Consider the following 18,843-nt stretch of genomic DNA (forward strand, 5'->3'; position numbering starts at 1 on the left):
GGCGGCGCTCCGGGCACATGACCATGAACCGGTCCGCGCTGCACTCATGCCCGGTAGACCTCGGCCAGAATTGCGTCGGCGCCGGCGGCCAGCAGACGCTGGGCCAGGGCGTGGCCCAGCGCCTCGCCGTCCGCCAGCGGGCCGCGGATCTCGTCCCGGATCACCCGGGTGCCATCCGGGCTGCCCACCAGGCCACGCAGCCAGACCTCGTCCCCCTGCACCAGGGCATAGGCACCGATGGGCACCTGACAACCCCCTTGCAGGGCGCGATTCATGGCGCGCTCGGTCAGCACCCGGATTCGGGTTTCGGCGTGTTCCAGCGGCGCCAGCAGGGCGTGCAGCTCAACATCGTCCTGGCGGCATTCGATGCCGACGGCTCCCTGGCCGTTGGCGGGCAGGCTCTGCTCCGGCTCGAGGAAGGCGGTGATGCGGTGGGCCATCTCCAGCCGTTTCAGGCCGGCGGCGGCGAGTATGATGGCGTCGTATTCACCGGCATCCAGCTTGGCGAGGCGGGTGTTGACGTTGCCGCGCAGGTCGCGGATCACCAGATCCGGGCGGGCGGCCCGCAGCTGGCACTGGCGGCGCAGGCTGGAGGTGCCGACCACGGCCCCCTGGGGCAGCTCGTCTATCTGCTTGAAACGGTTGGAGACGAAGGCATCGCGCGGGTCTTCGCGCTCGCAGATGGTGTGCAGGCCGAGCCCCTCGGGGAACTCCACCGGCACGTCCTTCATGGAGTGGACGGCGATGTCGGCCCGCCCTTCCAGCATGGCAGTCTCCAGCTCCTTGACGAAGAGCCCCTTGCCGCCGACCTTGGCCAGCGGCGTATCCAGGATCTTGTCACCCTGGGTGCTCATGGGGACCAGTTCGACTCGCAGATCGGGATAGAGGGCTTCCAGCCGATCTTTTACAAAGTTGGCCTGCCACAGGGCCAGTGGGCTCTTGCGAGTGGCAATTCTCAGGGTTCGGGCTGCCATATCAATCAGTTGTTTCATCTTTAGTGAGGAAAACGATCTTACCACCCTTTGCATGGGCTTTCATGGCGCAGCCGGCAAAAGCGGGGCCAAGCTCAAAAAGGGTCGCTGAAATTAATTTTCATTCGCTCATTATATGATGGCAACTAATTGAAAATATTATTTTTTATTGCTTTCCATTGATACCGTTACGGGGCGTGCCAGAAATAATCCGGTGATTGTGTGCGGGCTTGTTTACCACTGCTGTTTGCATTGTTAACATGATCACACTTTTTTGACGTCTCCCCGTTTTGGTGCGTCATTTCTCTTCCCCATAGGTAGGGCATTGCTGGTAAAACTCGACACGCTGGTGGCGCGCTACGACGAGCTGAATCGTCTCAAGACGCAACGAGCGTTGGATCTCATGAGTCGCTATGGGCAGCAGGTCTTCCAACTGCTGCCTGTCATGCTGCACTTCAATCATCCCCTTCTGCCCGGCTATGTGGCAGGGGACGTGCCTCATGGTATCTGGAGTTTCGTCGCCAACGAGGCCCAGCAGGCCTTCATCCAGGATCTGTGCCAGAACGCCAACTGTCAGGGCGGCCTCAGCACCCACGACAAGTCGATCCAGGGCCTCTACTCCATGGGCAGCACCTCCTCCATCGGTCAGTGCTGCCACTCGGATCTCGACATCTGGGTCTGTCACGTGGCCGGCTTGTCCCAGGAGCGACTCGCCCTGCTGGAGCAGAAGTGCCAGCACCTCTCCCTGTGGGCCGAGCAGCGCGGGGTCGATCTCAACTTCTTCCTGATCCCCGAAGACAAGTTCCGCCAGCGCAACGATGCCCAGATGCAGGGGGAGAGCTGCGGCAGCGCCCAGCACCTGCTGCTGCTCGACGAGTTCTATCGCAGCGCCATGCACATCGCGGGCAAGCGGCTGCTCTGGTATCTGGTGCCGGCTGAATATGACGATCACTACGACGACTACGTCAACGGCCTGTTCGCCCACGGCAAGTTGAGCCAGGATGACTGGCTCGATCTCGGGGGCTTTGACCGCATCCCCGCCGAGGAGTACTTCGGCTCCGCCCTGTGGCAGCTCTACAAGGGCATAGATTCCCCCTACAAGGCGGTGCTCAAGTCGGTGTTGATGGAGGCCTACTCCCACGAGTATCCCAACACCCGGCTGCTGTCGGTGACCAGCCGCGACTGGTTCCAGCACAACGAGGGGATGCACTACCGGCTCGACAACTACTGCCTGATGCTGGACAAGGTGACCAACTACCTGAAATCCATCGGCGACATGCAGCGCCTGGATCTGGTGCGCCGCTGCTTCTATCTCAAGGTGTGCGACGGTCTGAGCCATCCGAAGGAGGATCACTCCCCGGACTGGCGCCGGGAGCAGATGGCCCAGCTGGTGGCTTACTGGGGCTGGAGCCCGGAGCGGCTGCATCACCTGGATCATCGCCAGGAGTGGAAGGTAGAGGACGTCAAGGTGGCCTACGCCGAGTTGCTGGAGGCCCTGATGCAGAGCTACCGCAACCTCATCCAGTTCGCCCGGCGCAACAACATCAGCGAGTCCATCAACCCGGAAGACATCGGCATACTGTCGCGCAAGCTCTATGCCGCCTTCGAGAGTCTGCCGGGCAAGGTGCAGCGGATCAACCTCAAGATAGCGCCGGATCTCGGCGAGCCGGATCTCAGCCTGGTGCAGGTGCCCCACGGCCGCCTGAATCGCGCCGGCTGGTATCTCTACAAGCATTCCCTCGAGCCCGCCGACATCATAGGTCGGGCGCCGCTCGAATATAACGGCTACATCAGCAAGCTGGTGGCCTGGGCCTACTTCAACGGCCTGCTGACGCCCCAGTCCAGGGTGCACCTGTTCAATCAGGGCTCGGATCTGCACATCGACAACCTGCACCAGTTCTGCCGCGATCTCTCGGGGACCTTCCCGGTCAAGTACCCTCGCGCCACCAACCTGGCCCTGAGCCGCCCCTGCGAGATCCATCAGCTCTCCATCTTCCTGAACCTGGAGACGGATCCGTCCAGTCACTGGGTGGGCCAGGTGATCGAGTTCGACGCCAATGCCGCGGACGTCTTCTCCTTCGGCCGCAACCAGGAGTGCCTGGTGGGATCCGTGGATCTGGTCTATCGCAACTCCTGGAGCGAGATCCGCACCCTGCACTTCCAGGGGGAGGAGGCGGTGGTGGATGCCCTCACCACCATACTCGGCAAGATGCACCAGGATGCCGCCGCCCCCGAGAAGATAGAGGTGTTCTGCTACAGCCAGCACTTCCGCTCCCTGGTGCGCGCCCGCTTCCTGCAGCTGGTGGCCGAGTGCATCGAACTGCGTCTGGCCCGGGACAAGCAGCAGCTGGTCAAGACGCTGGCGCTGGGGAAAGAGAAGTACGGCATCTTCTTCGAGCGGCGCGGGGTCTCGGTGAAGAAGCTGGAAAACGCCATCGACTTCTATCGTCACATCTCCCACAACAAGCTGGATCACCTGCCGCTGCGCCTCGACAAGACCCACAGCCAGCACCTGCCCGGCATAGTCGACGCCTACGCCAGCGAAGGATTGGTGCAGTTCTTCTTCGATACCCGGGATGCGGGCACCAATATCTATATCCTTGACGAGGCGAACCGGGTGGAGATCTACCAGCACTTCGCCGGCAACAAGGACGAACTGGTGCAGGGGGTGAACCGCTTCTACACCTCGGGCCACGAGCGATTCAGCAATGCGGGCCAGTTCAGCAACTTCAACCTGCCCCAGTATTACGAGATCGTGCAGATGGGCGACAAGCTGGAGGTGATCCCCTACCGCAGCCAGAATCCCCAGCGGGACAATCCGGGGGCGGCCCGGGAAGTCGGGTGAGGGAAGTGGAATGATGTGCCGGTGTAGCGCCGGAAGGGATGAAAACAAACGGCCTGCATGATGCAGGCCGTTGTCCTATCCGTGATCCGAAAATCAGGCGCCGAGGCGTGCCAGCAACCAGCGACGGATGTCGGCGAGCTGGGGCCGGCAGATCTCGTGGCGCATGGGGTATTCGTGCCACTCGGGGCTGAGTCCCGCCGCCTCCAGCCGGTTCTTGGCGTCCCAGCCCATGGAGAGGCTCACCACGTCGTCATAGATGCCGTGCATGTAGCAGATGGGCAGGGCGCGGGCGGCCTCGCTCATTTCCTCGACCAGTTGCTCGGGCGCCGCCAGATAGGTGGACATGCAGAGCAGGCCTGCCAGTGGCACCGGATGGCGCAGGGCGGTGAAGGAGGCGATGACGCCCCCCTGGGAGAAACCGGCCAGCACTATGTTGCCCGGGGCGAAGCCCTCGGCCACCAGCCGATCCAGCAGGGCGGCGATACGATCGGCGGACTCGCGCACATGGGACTCCACGGCGCGATCCGCCGGATCCTCGAAGCTCTTGATGTCGTACCAGCCGCGCATCTTGTAGCCCATGTTGATGGTGATGGGCCGCTCGGGCGCATCGGGCAGCAGGTGGCGGACCGGCAAGTCGGCGGGCAGCGCCAGGGCATCCACCAGGGGCGCGAGCCCGGCGCCGGAATCCCCCAGCCCGTGCAGCCAGATCACCGCATGACGGGCGCCCTGGGGATGCAGATCCATCATGGAGGGCTCAGCCATCATGGGAACCGGACGGGCTCGCCCGCCTGGGTGGTGCAGGCCCGGGTCAGCAGAGCCTTGAGCTCGTCGCCGAAGCGGTTGTCGATCCAGCTGTCACCGCGCAGCTCGAAGTGGAAGCCGTTCTCCCGGGTGGCGACCCAGATCTGGTGCAGGGGCTCCTGCTTGTTGATGATGACCTTGGTCTTGTTCTCGAAGCTCAAGGTCAGCACACCGCCGGCCCGCTCGCAGTCGATATCCGGATACCCTTCGTCGATGACGTCTTCCACATACTGGAAAAAGGCGTCGGTCAGGGCGTGATACTCGTGATCCTTCATCGGTTTATCCTGTTGCTTTTAACAATGTGAGTGCGATTATAGAGGGCCAAAAATTTTTTCGCAGCGAACCATTATGATTACCCAGTTCACCAAGTGCCTGTTTGCCGCGTCGCTGTCGTTCGGGTTGGCCGCCTGCGGCCTGACGGGGCCGCTCTACATGCCACCGGCCGAGCAGCCCGCCTCCACTGAGCAAGCACCGGCACAGCCCAAGACAGAGAGTACACCGCAAGCCGCCTCGCCTGCGACCGCCAAACCGGCCTCCGAGGCCGCGCCGCAATAATCTAGGAAGGAACCGCCCCCTTGGATCACTTTAACTACGACGCCGACGGCCAGCTTCAGGCCGAGCAGCTTCCCCTGCAACAGCTCGCCGACCAGTACGGTACCCCGCTGTATGTCTACTCTCGCGCCACCCTGGAGCGCCACTGGCACGCCTTCGATCAGGCGGCGGGCGACATTCCCCATCTGATCTGCTACGCGGTCAAGGCCAACTCCAACCTGGCACTGCTCAACCTGCTGGCGCGCCTGGGCTCGGGCTTTGACATCGTCTCCGGCGGGGAGCTGTCCAGGGTGCTGGCGGCGGGGGGAGATCCGGCCAAGGTGGTCTTCTCCGGCGTCGCCAAGAGCGAGGCCGAGATGCGCCTCGCGCTGGAGAAAGAGATCCTCTGCTTCAACCTGGAGTCGGAAGCCGAGCTGGAGCGCCTGAACCGGGTCGCTGGCAGCATGGGCAAGAAGGCGCGGGTCTCGGTGCGGGTCAACCCGGACATAGACGCAGGCACCCACCCCTACATCTCCACCGGCCTCAAGCAGAACAAGTTCGGCATCCCCATCGAGCAGGCGCCCGCCATCTACCGCAAGGCGGCGGCCATGGCCCATATCGAGATCAAGGGGGTGGATTGCCATATCGGCTCGCAACTCACTGAATTAAATCCCTTTATGGAGGCGGCGGACAAGCTGCTGAAGCTCATCGACGAGCTGGCGGCGGAAGGCATCCACATCCATCACCTGGACGTGGGTGGCGGCCTTGGGGTCAACTATGGCGCCGAGCAGCCGCCGCATCCGACCGAGTACGCCGAGGCGCTCAAGCAGAAGCTGGCGGGCCGGGATCTGACCCTGCTGTTCGAGCCGGGCCGCGCCATCGTCGCCAACGCCGGCGTGCTGCTGACCCGGGTCGAGTTCTTGAAGCCTGGCGAGACCCGCAACTTCGCCCTGATCGACGCCGGCATGAACGATCTGCTGCGCCCCTCCCTCTACGGCGCCTGGATGAACATCATCGAGGTGGACAGCCGCACGACCCACGAGAAGGCGCTGTATGACGTGGTCGGCCCGGTGTGCGAGACCGGTGACTTCCTCGGCAAGGAGCGTACCCTGGCGATTGCCGAGGGCTCATTGCTGGCGGTGCGTTCCGCCGGGGCCTACGGCTTCACCATGTCGTCCAACTACAACACCCGTCCCCGTGCGGCCGAGGTGCTGGTGGACGGTGACCAGGCCCATCTCATCCGTGAGCGGGAGCAACTGGCCGACCTCTGGCGTGGCGAGCATCTGCTGCCGTGATGGATGGATTTTCAGCGTTCCTCCATGTGAGAGCGTGATTAACGGTGAGACAGGAACGCGCGATGTTGATTGAATTTTCCAAGATGCACGGCCTCGGGAACGACTTCATGGTGGTGGACGGCGTCACCCAGAAGGTGTTCTTCAGCAACGACGTCATCAAGAAGCTGGCGGATCGCCACTTCGGCATCGGCTTCGATCAGCTGCTGCTGGTGGAGCCGCCCTATGATCCCGAGCTCGACTTCCATTACCGCATCTTCAATGCCGATGGCAGCGAGGTGGAGCAGTGCGGCAACGGTGCCCGCTGTTTTGCCCGCTTCGTGCGCCTCAAGGGGTTGGTCAACCGGGATCGCATCGCGGTCAGCACGGCCCGTGGCCGCATCACCCTGCAACTGGAGGGGGAGAACCAGGTCACGGTCAACATGGGGGTGCCCCAGTTCGAGCCGGGCAAGATCCCGTTTCGCGCCCAGAAGGCGGAGAAGACCTACCTGCTGCGGGCACAGGATCACACCGTGATGTGCGGTGCCGTCTCCATGGGCAATCCCCACTGCGTCATCGAGGTGCCCTCGGTGGCCGATGCCCCGGTGGAGACCCTGGGCCCCATCATGGAGCGCCACGAGCGTTTCCCCGAGCGGGTCAACGTCGGCTTCATGGAGATGGTCAGCGCCAGCGAGATCAAGCTGCGGGTGTTCGAGCGCGGTGTGGGGGAGACGCTGGCCTGCGGCACCGGCGCCTGCGCCGCCGTGGTGATCGGCATCAGCCAGGGCAAGCTCAGGGAGCGGGTTACCGTCACCCTGCCGGGGGGCAAGCTGACCATCGCCTGGAAGGGGCCGGGTCAGCCGGTCTACATGACAGGTCCGGCCGAGCATGTCTTTGATGGCCAGATAGAGCTGTAAGTCAGTGAGCGGGCCAGTCGAGCATATGACGGGCACGGCCGAGCACGTGTTCGACGGCCAGATAGAGTTATAGGCATCGAGCGGGACCTCCTCCGCGCAGCCACAAGGTTATGTCGGGGCCCTGTGCCCCTTTTTCGGATGGATCAACCAAGTTATGAGCGAACTCAAACGGCAGGAATCACTGATGGACGAAGCCACAGTGCTGGAGTACCTGGCCCGTTACCCCGAGTTTTTCCAGCGCCACGGGGCCATGCTGGACAGGATCCGTATCCCCCATGAGCACAAGGGCACCATCTCCCTGGTGGAGCGCCAGCTCGACAGGCAGCGCGAGCGCATCGAGCAGTTGGAGCAGGAGATCACCGAATTGATGGGGATCGCCAGCGAGAACGAGCGGATCTTCCGGGTCTATGCGGATCTCTATGGCGAGTTGTATGGCTGCCAGACCCTGTTCGAGCTGAGCGCCGTGATGGGCAAGGCCTTCGTGCAGCGGCTGCGGCTGACCGGTCTGCGCCTCTGGCTCAGCCCGAAGAAATTCCAGCTGAGCGGCCCGGAGCAGCGCTTCCTGGCGGACGGCAAGCAGCTCGATCAGTTGCTGGGCCAGCGGCTGCCCGGGACGGATTACTACTTCGGGCGGCTCAACCAGAGCGAGAAGCAGGCGCTGTTTGGCAGCGACGTGCTGGTCAACTCCGTGGCCCTGATGCGGCTCGGGGATCTCGGCGTGCTGGCCTTCGCGAGCTCGGATCCCAGCCACTTCACCCCCCACAACGACACCCTGCTGCTGGGTCAGCTAGGGCGTCTGCTGCAACTGCGTCTGCCCGAGCTGGTTCGTGGCTAAGGCACCCCTCCCTGCCGCCGACCCCCTGCCTCCCGCCTTGGCGGGGGAACTCACCGCCTTTATCGAATACCTGAGGGTCGAGCGCCAGCTCAGCCCTCATACCCGCAGCAACTATCAGGCCCATCTGGAGGCCATGGCCGCCGAGCTGGTCAGGCTGGGGGTGGATGACTGGGCCCGGCTCGAGGCGAGCCAGGTGCGCAGCCTGGTGACCCGGATGCACAAGGCCGGCCTGGCCCCCCGATCCCTCGCCACCAAGGTCTCTGCCCTGCGCAGCTTCTGCGACTGGCAGGTGCGCCAGGGGCGGCTCCCTGCCAACCCGGCCCGCGGCATCGTCACCCCCAAGCAGGGGCGGCCGCTGCCCAAGAACCTCGACGTGGACGAGATGTACCAGCTGCTCAACATCACCGACGAGCAGGATCCGCTGGCGGTGCGGGATCGCGCCATCATGGAGCTGATGTACTCCTCCGGCCTGCGCCTCGCCGAGCTGGTGGGGCTCAACCTTGCGGACGTGAAGCTCGACGAGCGCCAGCTCAGGGTCACCGGCAAGGGGTCGCGGGAGCGGGTGCTGCCCATGGGCAGGATGGCGGTGGAGTGGCTGCACAAGTGGCTCAAGGTGCGGCCAGCGCTGGCGGGGGACGAGGGGGAGGCATTGTTCGTCTCCAAGCGCCGGCAGCGGCTGTCGGCCCGCTCGGTACAGGAGCGGCTCGACGGTTGGGGCAACAAGCAGGCCCTCAATGCCCACGTCCATCCCCACAAGCTGCGCCACAGCTTCGCCACCCACATGCTGGAGTCCTCCGGGGATCTGCGGGCGGTGCAGGAGCTGCTGGGCCACGCCGATCTCTCCACCACCCAGATCTATACCCACCTCGACTTCCAGCATCTGGCCAAGGTGTATGACAGCGCCCACCCCAGGGCCAAGCGGGATCCCGACACCCCGGAAGATGAGTGAGCTTGATTGATGGTGGCCTGATATCAAGGGGGTCAGGGGAGTGACGGCGCCCCCTCGCCAGAGCCAGGCGGGATCCTGCCACCCCGGAAGATGAGTGACAGCAAGGAGCCCGGGGGCTCCTGTTGATGACGCAGAGGAGAATGCATGCATTTTTACCGTCGCTGGCAGCCGGTGGCCGCAATCTCGTTCGACCTTGACGACACCCTCTATGACAACGGCCCCGCCATAGCGCGGGCGGAGCAGTGGATGCTGAGCCATCTGCGCAGCGAATACCTGGCCACCGCCATGCTGGACAAGCCGCGCTGGCTCGAACTCAAGCGCCAGTTGCTGCTGGCCCGGCCCGAGCTGAGCCAGGACGTCAGCCTGGCGCGCCAGCACGGCATCCGCGAGGCCATGGTGCAGGGGGGCATGGCCGCCTCCCTGGCCGAGCAGGAGGCAGAGCGGGTGTTCGCCGCCTTTCTCGCCGAGCGCTCGAAGATAGAGGTGAGCGAGGCGACTCACGCCCTGCTGGCGCGTCTGGCGGCGCGCTACCCCCTGGCGGTGATCACCAACGGCAACCTGGATCTGGAGCAGGCGGGTCTGGCTGGCTACTTCACCCAGGTCTGCAAGGCGGGGGCGGGGGCCAGGATGAAGCCGGCACCCGACATGTTCGTGCAGGTGCAGCAGGCCCTCGGGCTCGCCCCCGGCCAGATACTCCACGTGGGGGATCATCCCGAGACGGACGTGCTGGGGGCCAGGTTGCACGGCTTTCGGGCCGCCTGGCTCAACGAGCGCCAGCTGCCCTGGCAGTCGCTGAAGTTGCTGCCGGATGTGGAGCTCGCCACCCTCGACGAGCTGGCCGGGCTGCTGCTCTGAGCCCTCTTGAGGGGCAGAGAAAAAGGTGCGCAGGCGAGGCCATTTATTTATTCTTGGCGCGGACTGACAAGGGAGTGCTGGGCGTGAGTGGAATGAAGAGTGTCATCTGGTTGGCCATCCCCATGGTGCTGGCGGGTTGCGATCTGTTTCGCGATCACTACCGGATGGAGTTTCGGGATGGATCCTGGCGGGATATCGCCATTTCGCCTTTCTCGGATCAGGCCCGCTGGCGCGAGGGGTGCGCCACCGGCGAGATACTGGTGGACATGACCCTGCCCCTGAAGCGGGGCAAGGTGGTCGATGGCCGCGAACAGCTGCTGATCGGCGGCGAGCTGTTCGAGCTGGAAGAGGCCCGGCTCTATCGCGGCAACGGCATGGTGCTGGGGCAGGCACCTGACCATGTCCAGCGTGGCCTCAAGGGGCTGGATGTCTGCCGTACCCTGCGCCCCGATCGCGGTGCCCTGCCCAAGCTGAAGGGCAAGGGGTTCGGCGACTAGCCGACCCGCTGTCCCTGCGCCCCGATCGCGGGGCCCTGCCCAAGCTGAAGGGCAAGGGGTTCGGCGACTAGCCGACCCGCTGCCGATACTGGCGACAGGCGTCGCCGAAGGCGCGAAACAGCTTGATAGAGTGGGGGTTCTCTTTCGCCTTCCACTCCGGGTGCCACTGCACCGCCAGGGTGAACTGGGGCAATCCGGGAGCATGAATAGCCTCGATCAAGCCATCCTCGGCATGGGCAAGCGGTGCCAGCCCCTCCCCAAGGCGCCTGATCCCCTGGCCATGCAGGGAGTTGACCGGGATCTGCGCCTCCCCCATCAGGTCGGCAAACCAGCTGCCGGGCACCAGGCTCACCTGGTGGCTGTGGCCATACTGCTCCTCCACGGGATCGTCCGCATCCTCCCTGTGATCCGCATAGCCGGGCTCGCAATAGACCTTCTGATGAATGTCCCCCCCCAGGGCCACGTTGATCTCCTGCATGCCGCGGCAGATGCCGAGCAGGGGCAGTCCCCGATCGAGGGCGGCACGCACCAGTGCTATGTCGAACAGATCCCTGTCCCTGTCCTGTGCCTTCTCCGGGGTCAGGTTCTCCTGGCCGTAGAGGGCGGGATCTATGTTGGATCCCGCCCCGCTCAGGTAGACCCCATCGGCGAGATCCAGATACTGCTCCAGATCAGCGGTCCCGCAGCAGGTGGGAACCAGCAGGGGCACGCAGCCGCTGATCTCCACCAGGGGGGTGATGTATTTGTGGGTCATTACCTGGTAGGCGTGGCCGCTGCGGGCCTGGGCCCCCATGGTCATCAGCACGACGGGTTTGGAACGGGAACTGGGGTTGGGCATAGGTCACCTTGGCTATCCTTGGCGGTCTCATCCTGCGCCTTGGGAAGGCCCTTGCCGCGTCACTCTCGCAAGGGCTTGCCTCAAGGCATGGTCATGGGATCAGGGTCGTGCCGCAGTGCCAGAATCGTCGGTCAGCCTGGGCGATGACAGCCTGGATCCCGATCCCAGTCTGCCAAGGCCGTTCAATATGTCAAACGAAATGATGCCAAAATGTTAATTCGATAATGTCTGAGCCAGCTTGAGTCCCTGCATCAGGGACTTTAGCCGCAGTCGGCGGGCGTTTAGGGGAAAGTCGTGGTGGATATATTAAACATTCGGCCCTGATGGCCGGATAGCAGAAGGGGCCCGCAGGCCCCTCGTCGATTCAGGCATTAAGGATGAACTGCTCTATCACCCTGGCCACGCCGTCCTCGTCGTTGCGGGCCGTGGTGTGCTGCGCCAGCGCCTTGATCTCGTCGGTGGCGTTGCCCATGGCGACCCCGAGTCCGGCATATTCGATCATGTGGCGGTCGTTGCCCGCATCGCCCACCGCGATCACCCGGGAGGCGTCCAGACCCAGGTGCTCCGCCAGGGCGGCCACGCCGGTTCCCTTGTTGCTTCGCTTGTTCATAAACTCGAGGAAGTAGGGGGAGCTGCGCACCACTGTGTAGCGCTCATCGAGCTCGGCGGGCAGCTGGGCGATGGCGCGGGAGAGCTGGGGCTCTGGGTCTATCATCATCACCTTCATGATCTGCTCGTCGGCGGGCAGGGTGGCGAAGTCCACCAGGTTTATCGGCATCTTGATCAGCCGTGACTCGTGCTCCGTGTAGGTGCTGACCCTGGGGCTGATGAGGCCCTGGCGGACGGAGAAGCCGTGGACGTTGACCCCCAGCTCGGAGGCCAGATGGGCGATGGCGCTGGCATCGCTGCCGGTCAGCAGCTGGCTGCGCAGTATGCGTTGATCCGCGACCTGTTGCACCAGGGCGCCGTTGTAGCAGATGACGTAGTCATCCTGGCCGGTGAGGCCGAGCTCGGCCAGATAGGGGGTCATGCCTTCCAGCGGGCGGCCGGAGGTCAGCACTACTGTGACGCCCTGGTCGCGGGCGGCCGCGATGGCGGCATGGGTGCGGGGGGTTATTTGACCTTGCGGGTTCAGCAGGGTGCCATCCATATCCAATGCGATCAGCTTGTACATCTTCTCACTACCTGAGTCTGGCCGGCCCGCCCTATGGGGCCAAGGGGAGGCCGAGTGTAGCGAAAATCGCCGCCGGGATCACGCCGCCATCGCCGCAGAGTGGCCATGGCGCCTCTCAGCGCTGGCCCTGATAGGGGGTCAGCTGCAGCTGATCTTCCCGGATGGCGAAGTGGATGGGGCCGTGCTCTATGTCGACCCTGTTGTGGTGATGGGCCATCTCCACCTCGACGCCGGGGAAGAGGCGCTGGGTGGCGATGATGTCCATGTTGGCCATCAGGGCCTGCAGCTCGCGCTGCGCCTCGGCAAGCTGTTCGTCGAGGGACTTGCTCTCGTCCAGCTGCCGGGTGCGCAGCGCCTTGATCTTCTGCAGTGTCTCGGGATTGCGCTTGTCGCCGGGCTGTTGCAGCAGCCGCAGGATGAGATCCTGCAGCTTGTCGAGCTGCTCCCGGCAGGCCTGCTTGCGTTGACGCAGGGCCTGTTCCCGCTCCTTGTGGCTGAAGTAGCCGCCGAGGATCTGCAGCCGGGTCCGGTTCGCCGCCGAGGCGCCGAGCACGGGGGCCATGATGAGGCGGTTGGCGATGTTGATGCCGCCGATGAGGTGGCCCTTGCGCATGGCGCTGTCCCCGACCCTGAGGTCCTGGCCGCTGCGACAATAGCTGTGGCTGAGCTGGCTCTGGATATGGATGTCGCCATCGGCCTCCAGCCTGGCGTACTGGGCATAGCTGGCGTGGATCTCGCCCCCGGCGTTGAGGTGGCAGAGGTACTGGTCACCCTCCAGCTTGCGCCCTATGATGCCGTTGCGCACCGTGATGGTGCCGCCGGATTCGATATAGCCCCCCTCGACGAAGCCCCCTATCACCACGTCGCCGCTGGTCTTGATCCGCATGCCGGGCATGACGTCCCCGGTGACCAGCAGGGAGCCCTCGAACATGACATGACCGTGGCGGATGTCGACCTGCTTGACGCTCAGCACCTCGTCCACCCTCATGCCGGCCCGCTCCTGGCAAGGCAGCCCGGCGCGGGTCGCCAGCAGCAGATCCGGATCCTCGGGGGAGAAGCAGGTGCCTTCTCCCGCCGTCATGGCGCTCTCCTTGCCGTGGCGGGCGGGCAGGGGCTGGCCCGTCACTGTGAAGCCGTCTATGCCCTGGGTGGCGGGGTGGCGCCGCATCAGGGGGGCTCCCGCCTTGACGGTGAGCAGGGTGCCGAGATCGCGCATGTCCACCTTGCCGTGGTCCACCTCCTGGGGCCTCAGGATCCGTTCCGCCGCCGTCTCCACCAGCCGCTCCAGGCGGGTATCAAGGCCGTGTCTGGCCGCCTTGCCCAGGGCGATGACGGGGGTGAGGCGAGCGCCGGGAGCCGCCTCGCTGGCGGCCTTGATGGCGGCGGCGAGCAGCCGCTCGCTCACCCCCTGCTTGATCGGGCTCGCCGCCACCGCCTCCTGCAACTGCGCCAGGGTCAGGGGGCTGCCGCCCCAGTCGGCGGTGATCTGGGCGCTGGCACTCATCTGATCCTTGTCCACCAGGACGAGGAGCCGGGCGTCCTGCCGCTGGGCTATGGGCACGGGAGGGTGGGAGGGGGCGTCCGGCTGGGTCAGCAGGGTGTTGAGCAGGGCGACGGCCTGCCGGATCCCCTCGTCGAGGGGCTGATAGCGTCGGCAGTTGGAGAGCCGCAGCAGGGCCAGGACATGCTGCTCCTGGACGGGCTCGGTGAGACCCGGGGTAATGCGCAGACAGACATAGGTCATGTCTGCCGACAGCTGAAACCACGCTTTGCTTAACACCGGGATCCTCCTTCGTTGTCCCGATCCGGCTAGCCCCCCTGTGGCCGGGGGCGGGATCCTTGCCAAGAGCCGATGCCGCCAGGGCGAGAGCGGCCAAGAACCGCAGTATTCTGGCATTTCGCCTCCCGGGTCAACGAGCCGAGTGCAAATGGGTGAGCCGGGTTGAGGAAATCCTGTGTGACGGGGAGTTGGGCCGATGGCGCTGGCCCGACCGCTTGCTGAGTGTCAAATGAGGTGTGTCTGGCGGTATCTGCTGACTATTTCACCGACGGCGGCTCCCGGTGGGTATCAAGTTCAGGGTGGCGATACGATTCACCTTGCCAGAGGCGGTTCAAGGGATTTTAATCTGCCGCCGCCCCGAGGCGTTGACGCGGGTCGCAGCCGACCCTACTGCCCTCTTGTCCAACCGAACGAGCCCCATGACCGCCCAAGGCCACCTGCTGTTTTCCGTCACCTGCGCCCTGCTTGCCCACAAGGTCGAACTCACTCCGGCCCTGGCCGAAGGCAGCCTGTGGCACATAGTGCCCATGGCCCTGGCCAGCGCCCTGCTGCCGGATCTCGATCACCCACAGTCCCTGCTCGGTCGGCAACTGCCTTGGATCTCGGGGCCCCTCTCCCGCCTGTTTGGCCATCGCGGCTTCACCCACAGCCTGCTGGCTGTCGGCCTGGGGATATGGGGGCTGGCGCAGTTTCAGGCCCCCGGCCTTCTGTCCGGGGTGATGAAGGATGCCCTCATCGTCGGCTACCTCAGCCACCTGCTGGGGGACTGGCTCACCCCCATGGGCATCCCCCTGTTCTGGCCCTGGCGCCGGCGCTTTCGGCTGCCCGGCCTGCCCCTCAAGAGCGGCGGGGGCTACGAGAGGGCCTTCTGCCTGCTGACCCTGGCGCTCGCCGGATACTGGGTGCATGGGAACATGGGCTTAGGCGCCTTCTAGCCCGGCATCAGTCGATGCGGCTGGCGGTTCTGGTCAGGGTGAGGTAGTCGGCGAGCACCGGCAGCCCCTGCAGGTGACGGCGCAGCATGTCGAGGGCGGCGAAGGCGAGGATCCGGCGGCCGCTCTCGGGATCCGGGTGACTTAGCTTCACCCGCTGGCCGATTCGCTGGCCGTCTGCGCACAGCAGCAGCGGCACGCCGTCTGGGCCCGCACTGCCTATGGTCAGGCTGGGCTCCCGTCCGCTGCATGTCAGATGGTCGAGCTCGCAGGGGAGGCTGTGGCTGAAGCTGGCCTCCAGCCCCGGATGGGGGTGGCACATGGCCAGCAGGGCGCCCCGGCTCTCCCCTTCCTGCAGGCACAGCGGCCGCTCCCCCAGCAGGGCCAGGATCTGCTGCGCCGGCGCCTCGTTGCCCCGCCCCACCAGCCAGGGGGCTATCTCCCCGAGCAGGCGCGCCTCGGCAGCATCCATGTCGGCGGCGCTGGCGCCGTGGCCGATGAGTTTCAGCTCGATGAGGGGCATGGAGGAGCGGTAGCCGAGCTCGATGCCCGCAGGCCAGGGCGCCCCATCCAGCTTGTCCGAGAGGGCGGATTCCGAGATGCCGAAGGTATAGAAGCGGCGCAGCTCGGTGTCCGTCTCTTCCCCCGCCAGCGCCTTGAGGCGCGGCAAGATCTGCTCGCGCACCATCTGCTTGAACTCGAACGGCACGCCCGGGGTGAAGAAGAGCCGGCTCTGGCCGTGGCTGGCCGGGTGGCTGACCACGAAGCCGCAGGCGGTGCCGACCGGGTTGTCGAGGATGTCGCAGTCCCGGGGCAGCCAGGCCTGCTTGCTGTTGCTCTGGGCCATGATGCGGCCCCGGCTGGCGTAGCGCTCGGCCATGGTGGCGAGCCAGTCGGGGAACAGGGCGAGCGGCTGCTCAAAGGCTTCGGCCGCCGCCTGGGCGGTGAGATCATCCGCGGTGGGGCCGAGCCCCCCGCACACCAGCACCACTTCTGCCCGGTCGGCGCTCTCCTGCAAGGCGGCCTTCAGATCCGCGAGGTTGTCCCCCACAGTCAGGCGACGGCGCACCTGCCAGCCTTGCTCCAGCAGCAGGGCGCTGAGCCAGGCGGCGTTGGTGTCCACCACCAGGCCGGTCACTATCTCGTCCCCCGTGCTGATGATCTCGATACGCATGCAGACTCCTTGGATGGTGGACCCCGATCAGGGCTTGTTGTGCTCGAAGTAGTAGCTGATCCGGGTGCGGGGGTTGAGGTACTCGAACACCGCCGGCGGCAGTCGCTTGGGGTGGATCACCTTGGCAATGGAGAGCTCGGCCTGCTCGAGATCTATGATGGCCGCCTCCTGGCGCGGGATGCGGGGATCGTACACCAGCACCGCGGGGTAGAGCAGGCGGGAGGCGTTGACCGACATCACCAGCCCGACCTGGCCGTTGGAGAGCTGCACCACGCTGCCGGGCGGGTAGATGCCCATCAGGCGGATCAGCATGCCGAGGTGGTCGGTGTTGAATTGGGCCTTGCGCTGCTTGTAGAGGTTGCCGAGGGCCGAGTAGGGCACCTTGGCCTGCAGGTGGCAGAGGTTGTCGTACTCGTTGATGAGGGAGACGATCTGGGTCAGGGGGTCGAGCTGATCCCCCCTGAGCCCCTGTGGTCCGCTGCCGTCCAGGTATTCGTGGTGGTACTGCACTATGCGTTTCGCCGGCTCGGGGAAGTCACTGGCCAGGCTCAGCAGCTCCAGGCCGTAGCGCGGGTGCTGGGCCATCAGATTCTGCTCCGGCTTGGTCAGTGGGCTTGTCTTGCGCAGGATCTGGCTCGGGATCTTCAGCTTGCCGATGTCGTGGAACAGGGCCCCCATGCCGACCTGGCGAATAGCCTCCGCCGGCAGCTTGCACTCCCTGGCCAGCAGCATGCTGAGCACGCTGACGTTGAGGGAGTGAAACTGGAGGCTGTTGCCATCCGCGCTGTCGGAGACCAGGTGCAGCACCATCTCGTCCACCGACAGCAGCTGCTCCGTCATGGCGTTGATCAGCTCCTGGGCCTCATTGATGGCGTTGAGGGGGCGGGACTGGATCTTGCCCATCAGGTTGCGCACCTGGGCCAGGGACTGCTGGAAATGCTTCTCGCACTGCTGCAGATCCCGGCGATAGCGCTGCAACTGCTCGATGCGCCTGGTCTTCTCCTGCTGCATCTCCTGCTGGCGCCCGACCAGATCGTCAGCGCCATCCGGTGCGGGCTGCACCTGATCGAGGGGCTTGGGGGGGGCGTCGCTCTTGTCGGGGATGATGGTCACCAGCTTGAGACCGAGCCGGCGGATCAGCTCTATCTCCTCTTCACTCTTGAGTTTGAAGCTGGAAAACAGGAAGGGGTGCTCACGCCATCCCAGTGGCAGGGAGACGTAATTGCCGACTTGCAGCCGATCGACCGAGATCTTGATTCCTGTCATGGGGTTGGGCACGAGAGACACACAGAGCCGTATGCTAGTCAAAGGCAGGGGTGAATACAAAAGGTATCTGATGACAGGATGAGTGCTTTATTATAGGCTTCTAGATGTCCAGACATATTTACCGATGCAGTACAGGGAGTCAGCATGCCGATCAAGATCCCGGACCAGTTGCCCGCCGCCGAAGTGCTGGGGCAGGAGAACATCTTCGTGATGACGGAATCCCGGGCCGTCACCCAGAACATCCGTCCGCTGCGGGTGCTCATCCTCAACCTGATGCCCAAGAAGATAGAGACCGAGATCCAGCTGATGCGGATGCTCTCCAACTCGCCCTTGCAGGTGGACGTGGATCTGCTGCGCATCGACGATCGGGAGTCGAAGAACACGCCCCAGGCGCACCTGGAGAACTTCTATCACGACTTCGAGCAGGTCCGTGGCAACAACTACGACGGCATGATCATCACGGGGGCGCCGCTCGGGCTGGTGGAGTTCGAGGAGGTGGTCTACTGGCCGCGTATCGTCGAGATCATCGAGTGGTCCCATCAGCATGTGACCTCCACCCTGTTCCTCTGCTGGGCGGTGCAGGCGGCGCTCAAGGCGCTCTACGGCATGGAGAAGCAGACCCACGGCGAGAAGCTGTCAGGGGTCTATCGCCACCACCGCCTCGATGAGCACGAGCCGCTGCTGCGCGGCTTCGATGACGAGTTCGTCGCGCCTCACTCCCGCTATGCGGCCTTCGACGGGGATCTTATCCGAGCCCAGACCGATCTGCAGATCTTCGCCGAGTCCGAGGAGGCGGGTGTCTATCTGGCGGCGACCAAGGATTGCCGCCAGGTGTTCGTCACCGGCCATCCCGAATACGATGCCCTGACCCTGGATGGGGAGTACCGGCGGGATCTGGCGGCCGGCCTCACCCCCGTCATCCCGGTCAACTACTACCCGGGCGACAATCCCGATCAGACCCCGCGCGCCACCTGGCGCAGCCACGGCCACCTGCTGTTTTCCAACTGGCTCAACTACTACGTCTATCAGCTCACCAGCTATCGGCTGGAGGACATCGGCAAGGTGTTCACTTACGAGCAGCCCAAGGGCCAGGTGTAGGGCCGGTTCACCCGCTATTGGCCGGAGGAGACCGGCAAGGTGCTCAGCTATAAATCGCCCAAGAGGCAGGTGTCATAGGGCTGGAGGAGATCGACATGGTTTTTACCTG

The 18,843-nt window shown here is 64.6% G+C and carries 18 protein-coding genes; 10 read left to right on the forward strand and 8 right to left on the reverse strand.

Features of this window, described 5'->3' with window-relative positions; all coding sequences use genetic code 11:
• Positions 1–44 precede the first annotated feature (44 nt).
• Entirely contained in the window at positions 45–974 is a 930-nt protein-coding gene (hemC, locus tag AC3WR3_RS05815; protein ID WP_319912287.1) for a hydroxymethylbilane synthase, read from the reverse strand.
• 322 nt (positions 975–1,296) lie between these two features.
• Between hemC and AC3WR3_RS05820 the strand changes: the two genes are divergently transcribed.
• Positions 1,297–3,816: a class I adenylate cyclase gene (locus tag AC3WR3_RS05820; protein ID WP_492291421.1), complete on the forward strand. Its 2,520-nt coding sequence runs from the start codon at positions 1,297–1,299 to the stop codon at positions 3,814–3,816.
• A gap of 93 nt (positions 3,817–3,909) precedes the next feature.
• Here the strand turns inward: AC3WR3_RS05820 and AC3WR3_RS05825 are convergent, their stop codons facing one another.
• Both AC3WR3_RS05825 and cyaY read right to left on the reverse strand, forming a co-directional pair.
• A complete protein-coding gene (locus AC3WR3_RS05825; RefSeq protein ID WP_202047724.1) occupies positions 3,910–4,563 on the reverse strand; it encodes an alpha/beta hydrolase in 654 nt (217 codons plus the stop codon).
• 14 nt (positions 4,564–4,577) lie between these two features.
• Positions 4,578–4,892: an iron donor protein CyaY gene (gene cyaY / locus AC3WR3_RS05830; RefSeq protein ID WP_005330957.1), complete on the reverse strand. Its 315-nt coding sequence runs from the start codon at positions 4,890–4,892 to the stop codon at positions 4,578–4,580.
• Between the two features lie 73 nt (positions 4,893–4,965).
• Between cyaY and lptM the strand changes: the two genes are divergently transcribed.
• The 7 genes from lptM (at position 4,966) to AC3WR3_RS05865 (ending at position 10,472) form a co-directional block, all read left to right on the forward strand.
• Positions 4,966–5,172 carry an LPS translocon maturation chaperone LptM gene (lptM, locus tag AC3WR3_RS05835; RefSeq protein ID WP_202047723.1) on the forward strand — a complete coding sequence of 69 codons (207 nt, stop codon included), beginning with the start codon at positions 4,966–4,968 and terminating at the stop codon, positions 5,170–5,172.
• A 20-nt stretch (positions 5,173–5,192) separates the two neighbouring features.
• Positions 5,193–6,443: a diaminopimelate decarboxylase gene (gene lysA, locus AC3WR3_RS05840; RefSeq protein WP_042649014.1), complete on the forward strand. Its 1,251-nt coding sequence runs from the start codon at positions 5,193–5,195 to the stop codon at positions 6,441–6,443.
• Between the two features lie 62 nt (positions 6,444–6,505).
• The gene (dapF, locus tag AC3WR3_RS05845; RefSeq protein ID WP_025325502.1) at positions 6,506–7,336 is read left to right on the forward strand and encodes a diaminopimelate epimerase; all 831 of its coding nucleotides are present in this window, start codon (positions 6,506–6,508) and stop codon (positions 7,334–7,336) included.
• Positions 7,337–7,490: 154 nt separating this feature from the next.
• The gene (locus tag AC3WR3_RS05850; protein WP_202047721.1) at positions 7,491–8,171 is read left to right on the forward strand and encodes a DUF484 family protein; all 681 of its coding nucleotides are present in this window, start codon (positions 7,491–7,493) and stop codon (positions 8,169–8,171) included.
• Complete coding sequence (xerC, locus tag AC3WR3_RS05855; RefSeq protein WP_041206763.1) at positions 8,164–9,120, forward strand: tyrosine recombinase XerC; 957 nt, start codon at positions 8,164–8,166, stop codon at positions 9,118–9,120. The genes AC3WR3_RS05850 and xerC overlap by 8 nt, the downstream gene beginning before the upstream one ends.
• A 144-nt stretch (positions 9,121–9,264) precedes the next feature.
• Positions 9,265–9,975 (forward strand): HAD-IA family hydrolase, encoded by a 711-nt coding sequence (locus tag AC3WR3_RS05860; protein WP_492291422.1) that lies wholly within the window; start codon positions 9,265–9,267, stop codon positions 9,973–9,975.
• Positions 9,976–10,067: 92 nt separating this feature from the next.
• Positions 10,068–10,472, forward strand: a complete 405-nt coding sequence (locus AC3WR3_RS05865) for a hypothetical protein (RefSeq protein WP_025325506.1) — start codon at positions 10,068–10,070, stop codon at positions 10,470–10,472.
• A 67-nt stretch (positions 10,473–10,539) separates the two neighbouring features.
• Here the strand turns inward: AC3WR3_RS05865 and AC3WR3_RS05870 are convergent, their stop codons facing one another.
• The 3 genes from AC3WR3_RS05870 to AC3WR3_RS05880 all read right to left on the reverse strand — a co-directional run bounded on the left by AC3WR3_RS05870 (position 10,540) and on the right by AC3WR3_RS05880 (position 14,264).
• Positions 10,540–11,310 (reverse strand): gamma-glutamyl-gamma-aminobutyrate hydrolase family protein, encoded by a 771-nt coding sequence (locus tag AC3WR3_RS05870; RefSeq protein WP_492291423.1) that lies wholly within the window; start codon positions 11,308–11,310, stop codon positions 10,540–10,542.
• A gap of 364 nt (positions 11,311–11,674) precedes the next feature.
• Positions 11,675–12,484: a sugar-phosphatase gene (gene yidA, locus AC3WR3_RS05875; protein ID WP_492291424.1), complete on the reverse strand. Its 810-nt coding sequence runs from the start codon at positions 12,482–12,484 to the stop codon at positions 11,675–11,677.
• Positions 12,485–12,599: 115 nt separating this feature from the next.
• Positions 12,600–14,264, reverse strand: coding sequence for a flagellar assembly protein A (locus AC3WR3_RS05880; protein WP_492291425.1), 1,665 nt, complete (start codon positions 14,262–14,264; stop codon positions 12,600–12,602).
• A gap of 419 nt (positions 14,265–14,683) precedes the next feature.
• Between AC3WR3_RS05880 and AC3WR3_RS05885 the strand changes: the two genes are divergently transcribed.
• Positions 14,684–15,199 (forward strand): metal-dependent hydrolase, encoded by a 516-nt coding sequence (locus AC3WR3_RS05885; RefSeq protein ID WP_492291426.1) that lies wholly within the window; start codon positions 14,684–14,686, stop codon positions 15,197–15,199.
• Between the two features lie 7 nt (positions 15,200–15,206).
• On the opposite strand, the gene AC3WR3_RS05890 is transcribed toward AC3WR3_RS05885, so the two are convergent.
• Both AC3WR3_RS05890 and AC3WR3_RS05895 read right to left on the reverse strand, forming a co-directional pair.
• Complete coding sequence (locus AC3WR3_RS05890; protein WP_492291427.1) at positions 15,207–16,370, reverse strand: molybdopterin-binding protein; 1,164 nt, start codon at positions 16,368–16,370, stop codon at positions 15,207–15,209.
• Between the two features lie 27 nt (positions 16,371–16,397).
• On the reverse strand, positions 16,398–17,636 hold the full coding sequence (locus AC3WR3_RS05895; protein ID WP_202047715.1) for an HD-GYP domain-containing protein: 1,239 nt from the start codon (positions 17,634–17,636) through the stop codon (positions 16,398–16,400).
• Between the two features lie 144 nt (positions 17,637–17,780).
• On the opposite strand from AC3WR3_RS05895, the gene metA reads away from it, so the two are divergent.
• Positions 17,781–18,734, forward strand: a complete 954-nt coding sequence (gene metA, locus AC3WR3_RS05900) for a homoserine O-acetyltransferase MetA (protein WP_247627359.1) — start codon at positions 17,781–17,783, stop codon at positions 18,732–18,734.
• Positions 18,735–18,843 lie beyond the last annotated feature (109 nt).

Source organism: Aeromonas sp. EU05-FHT14A05, assembly GCF_058791175.1.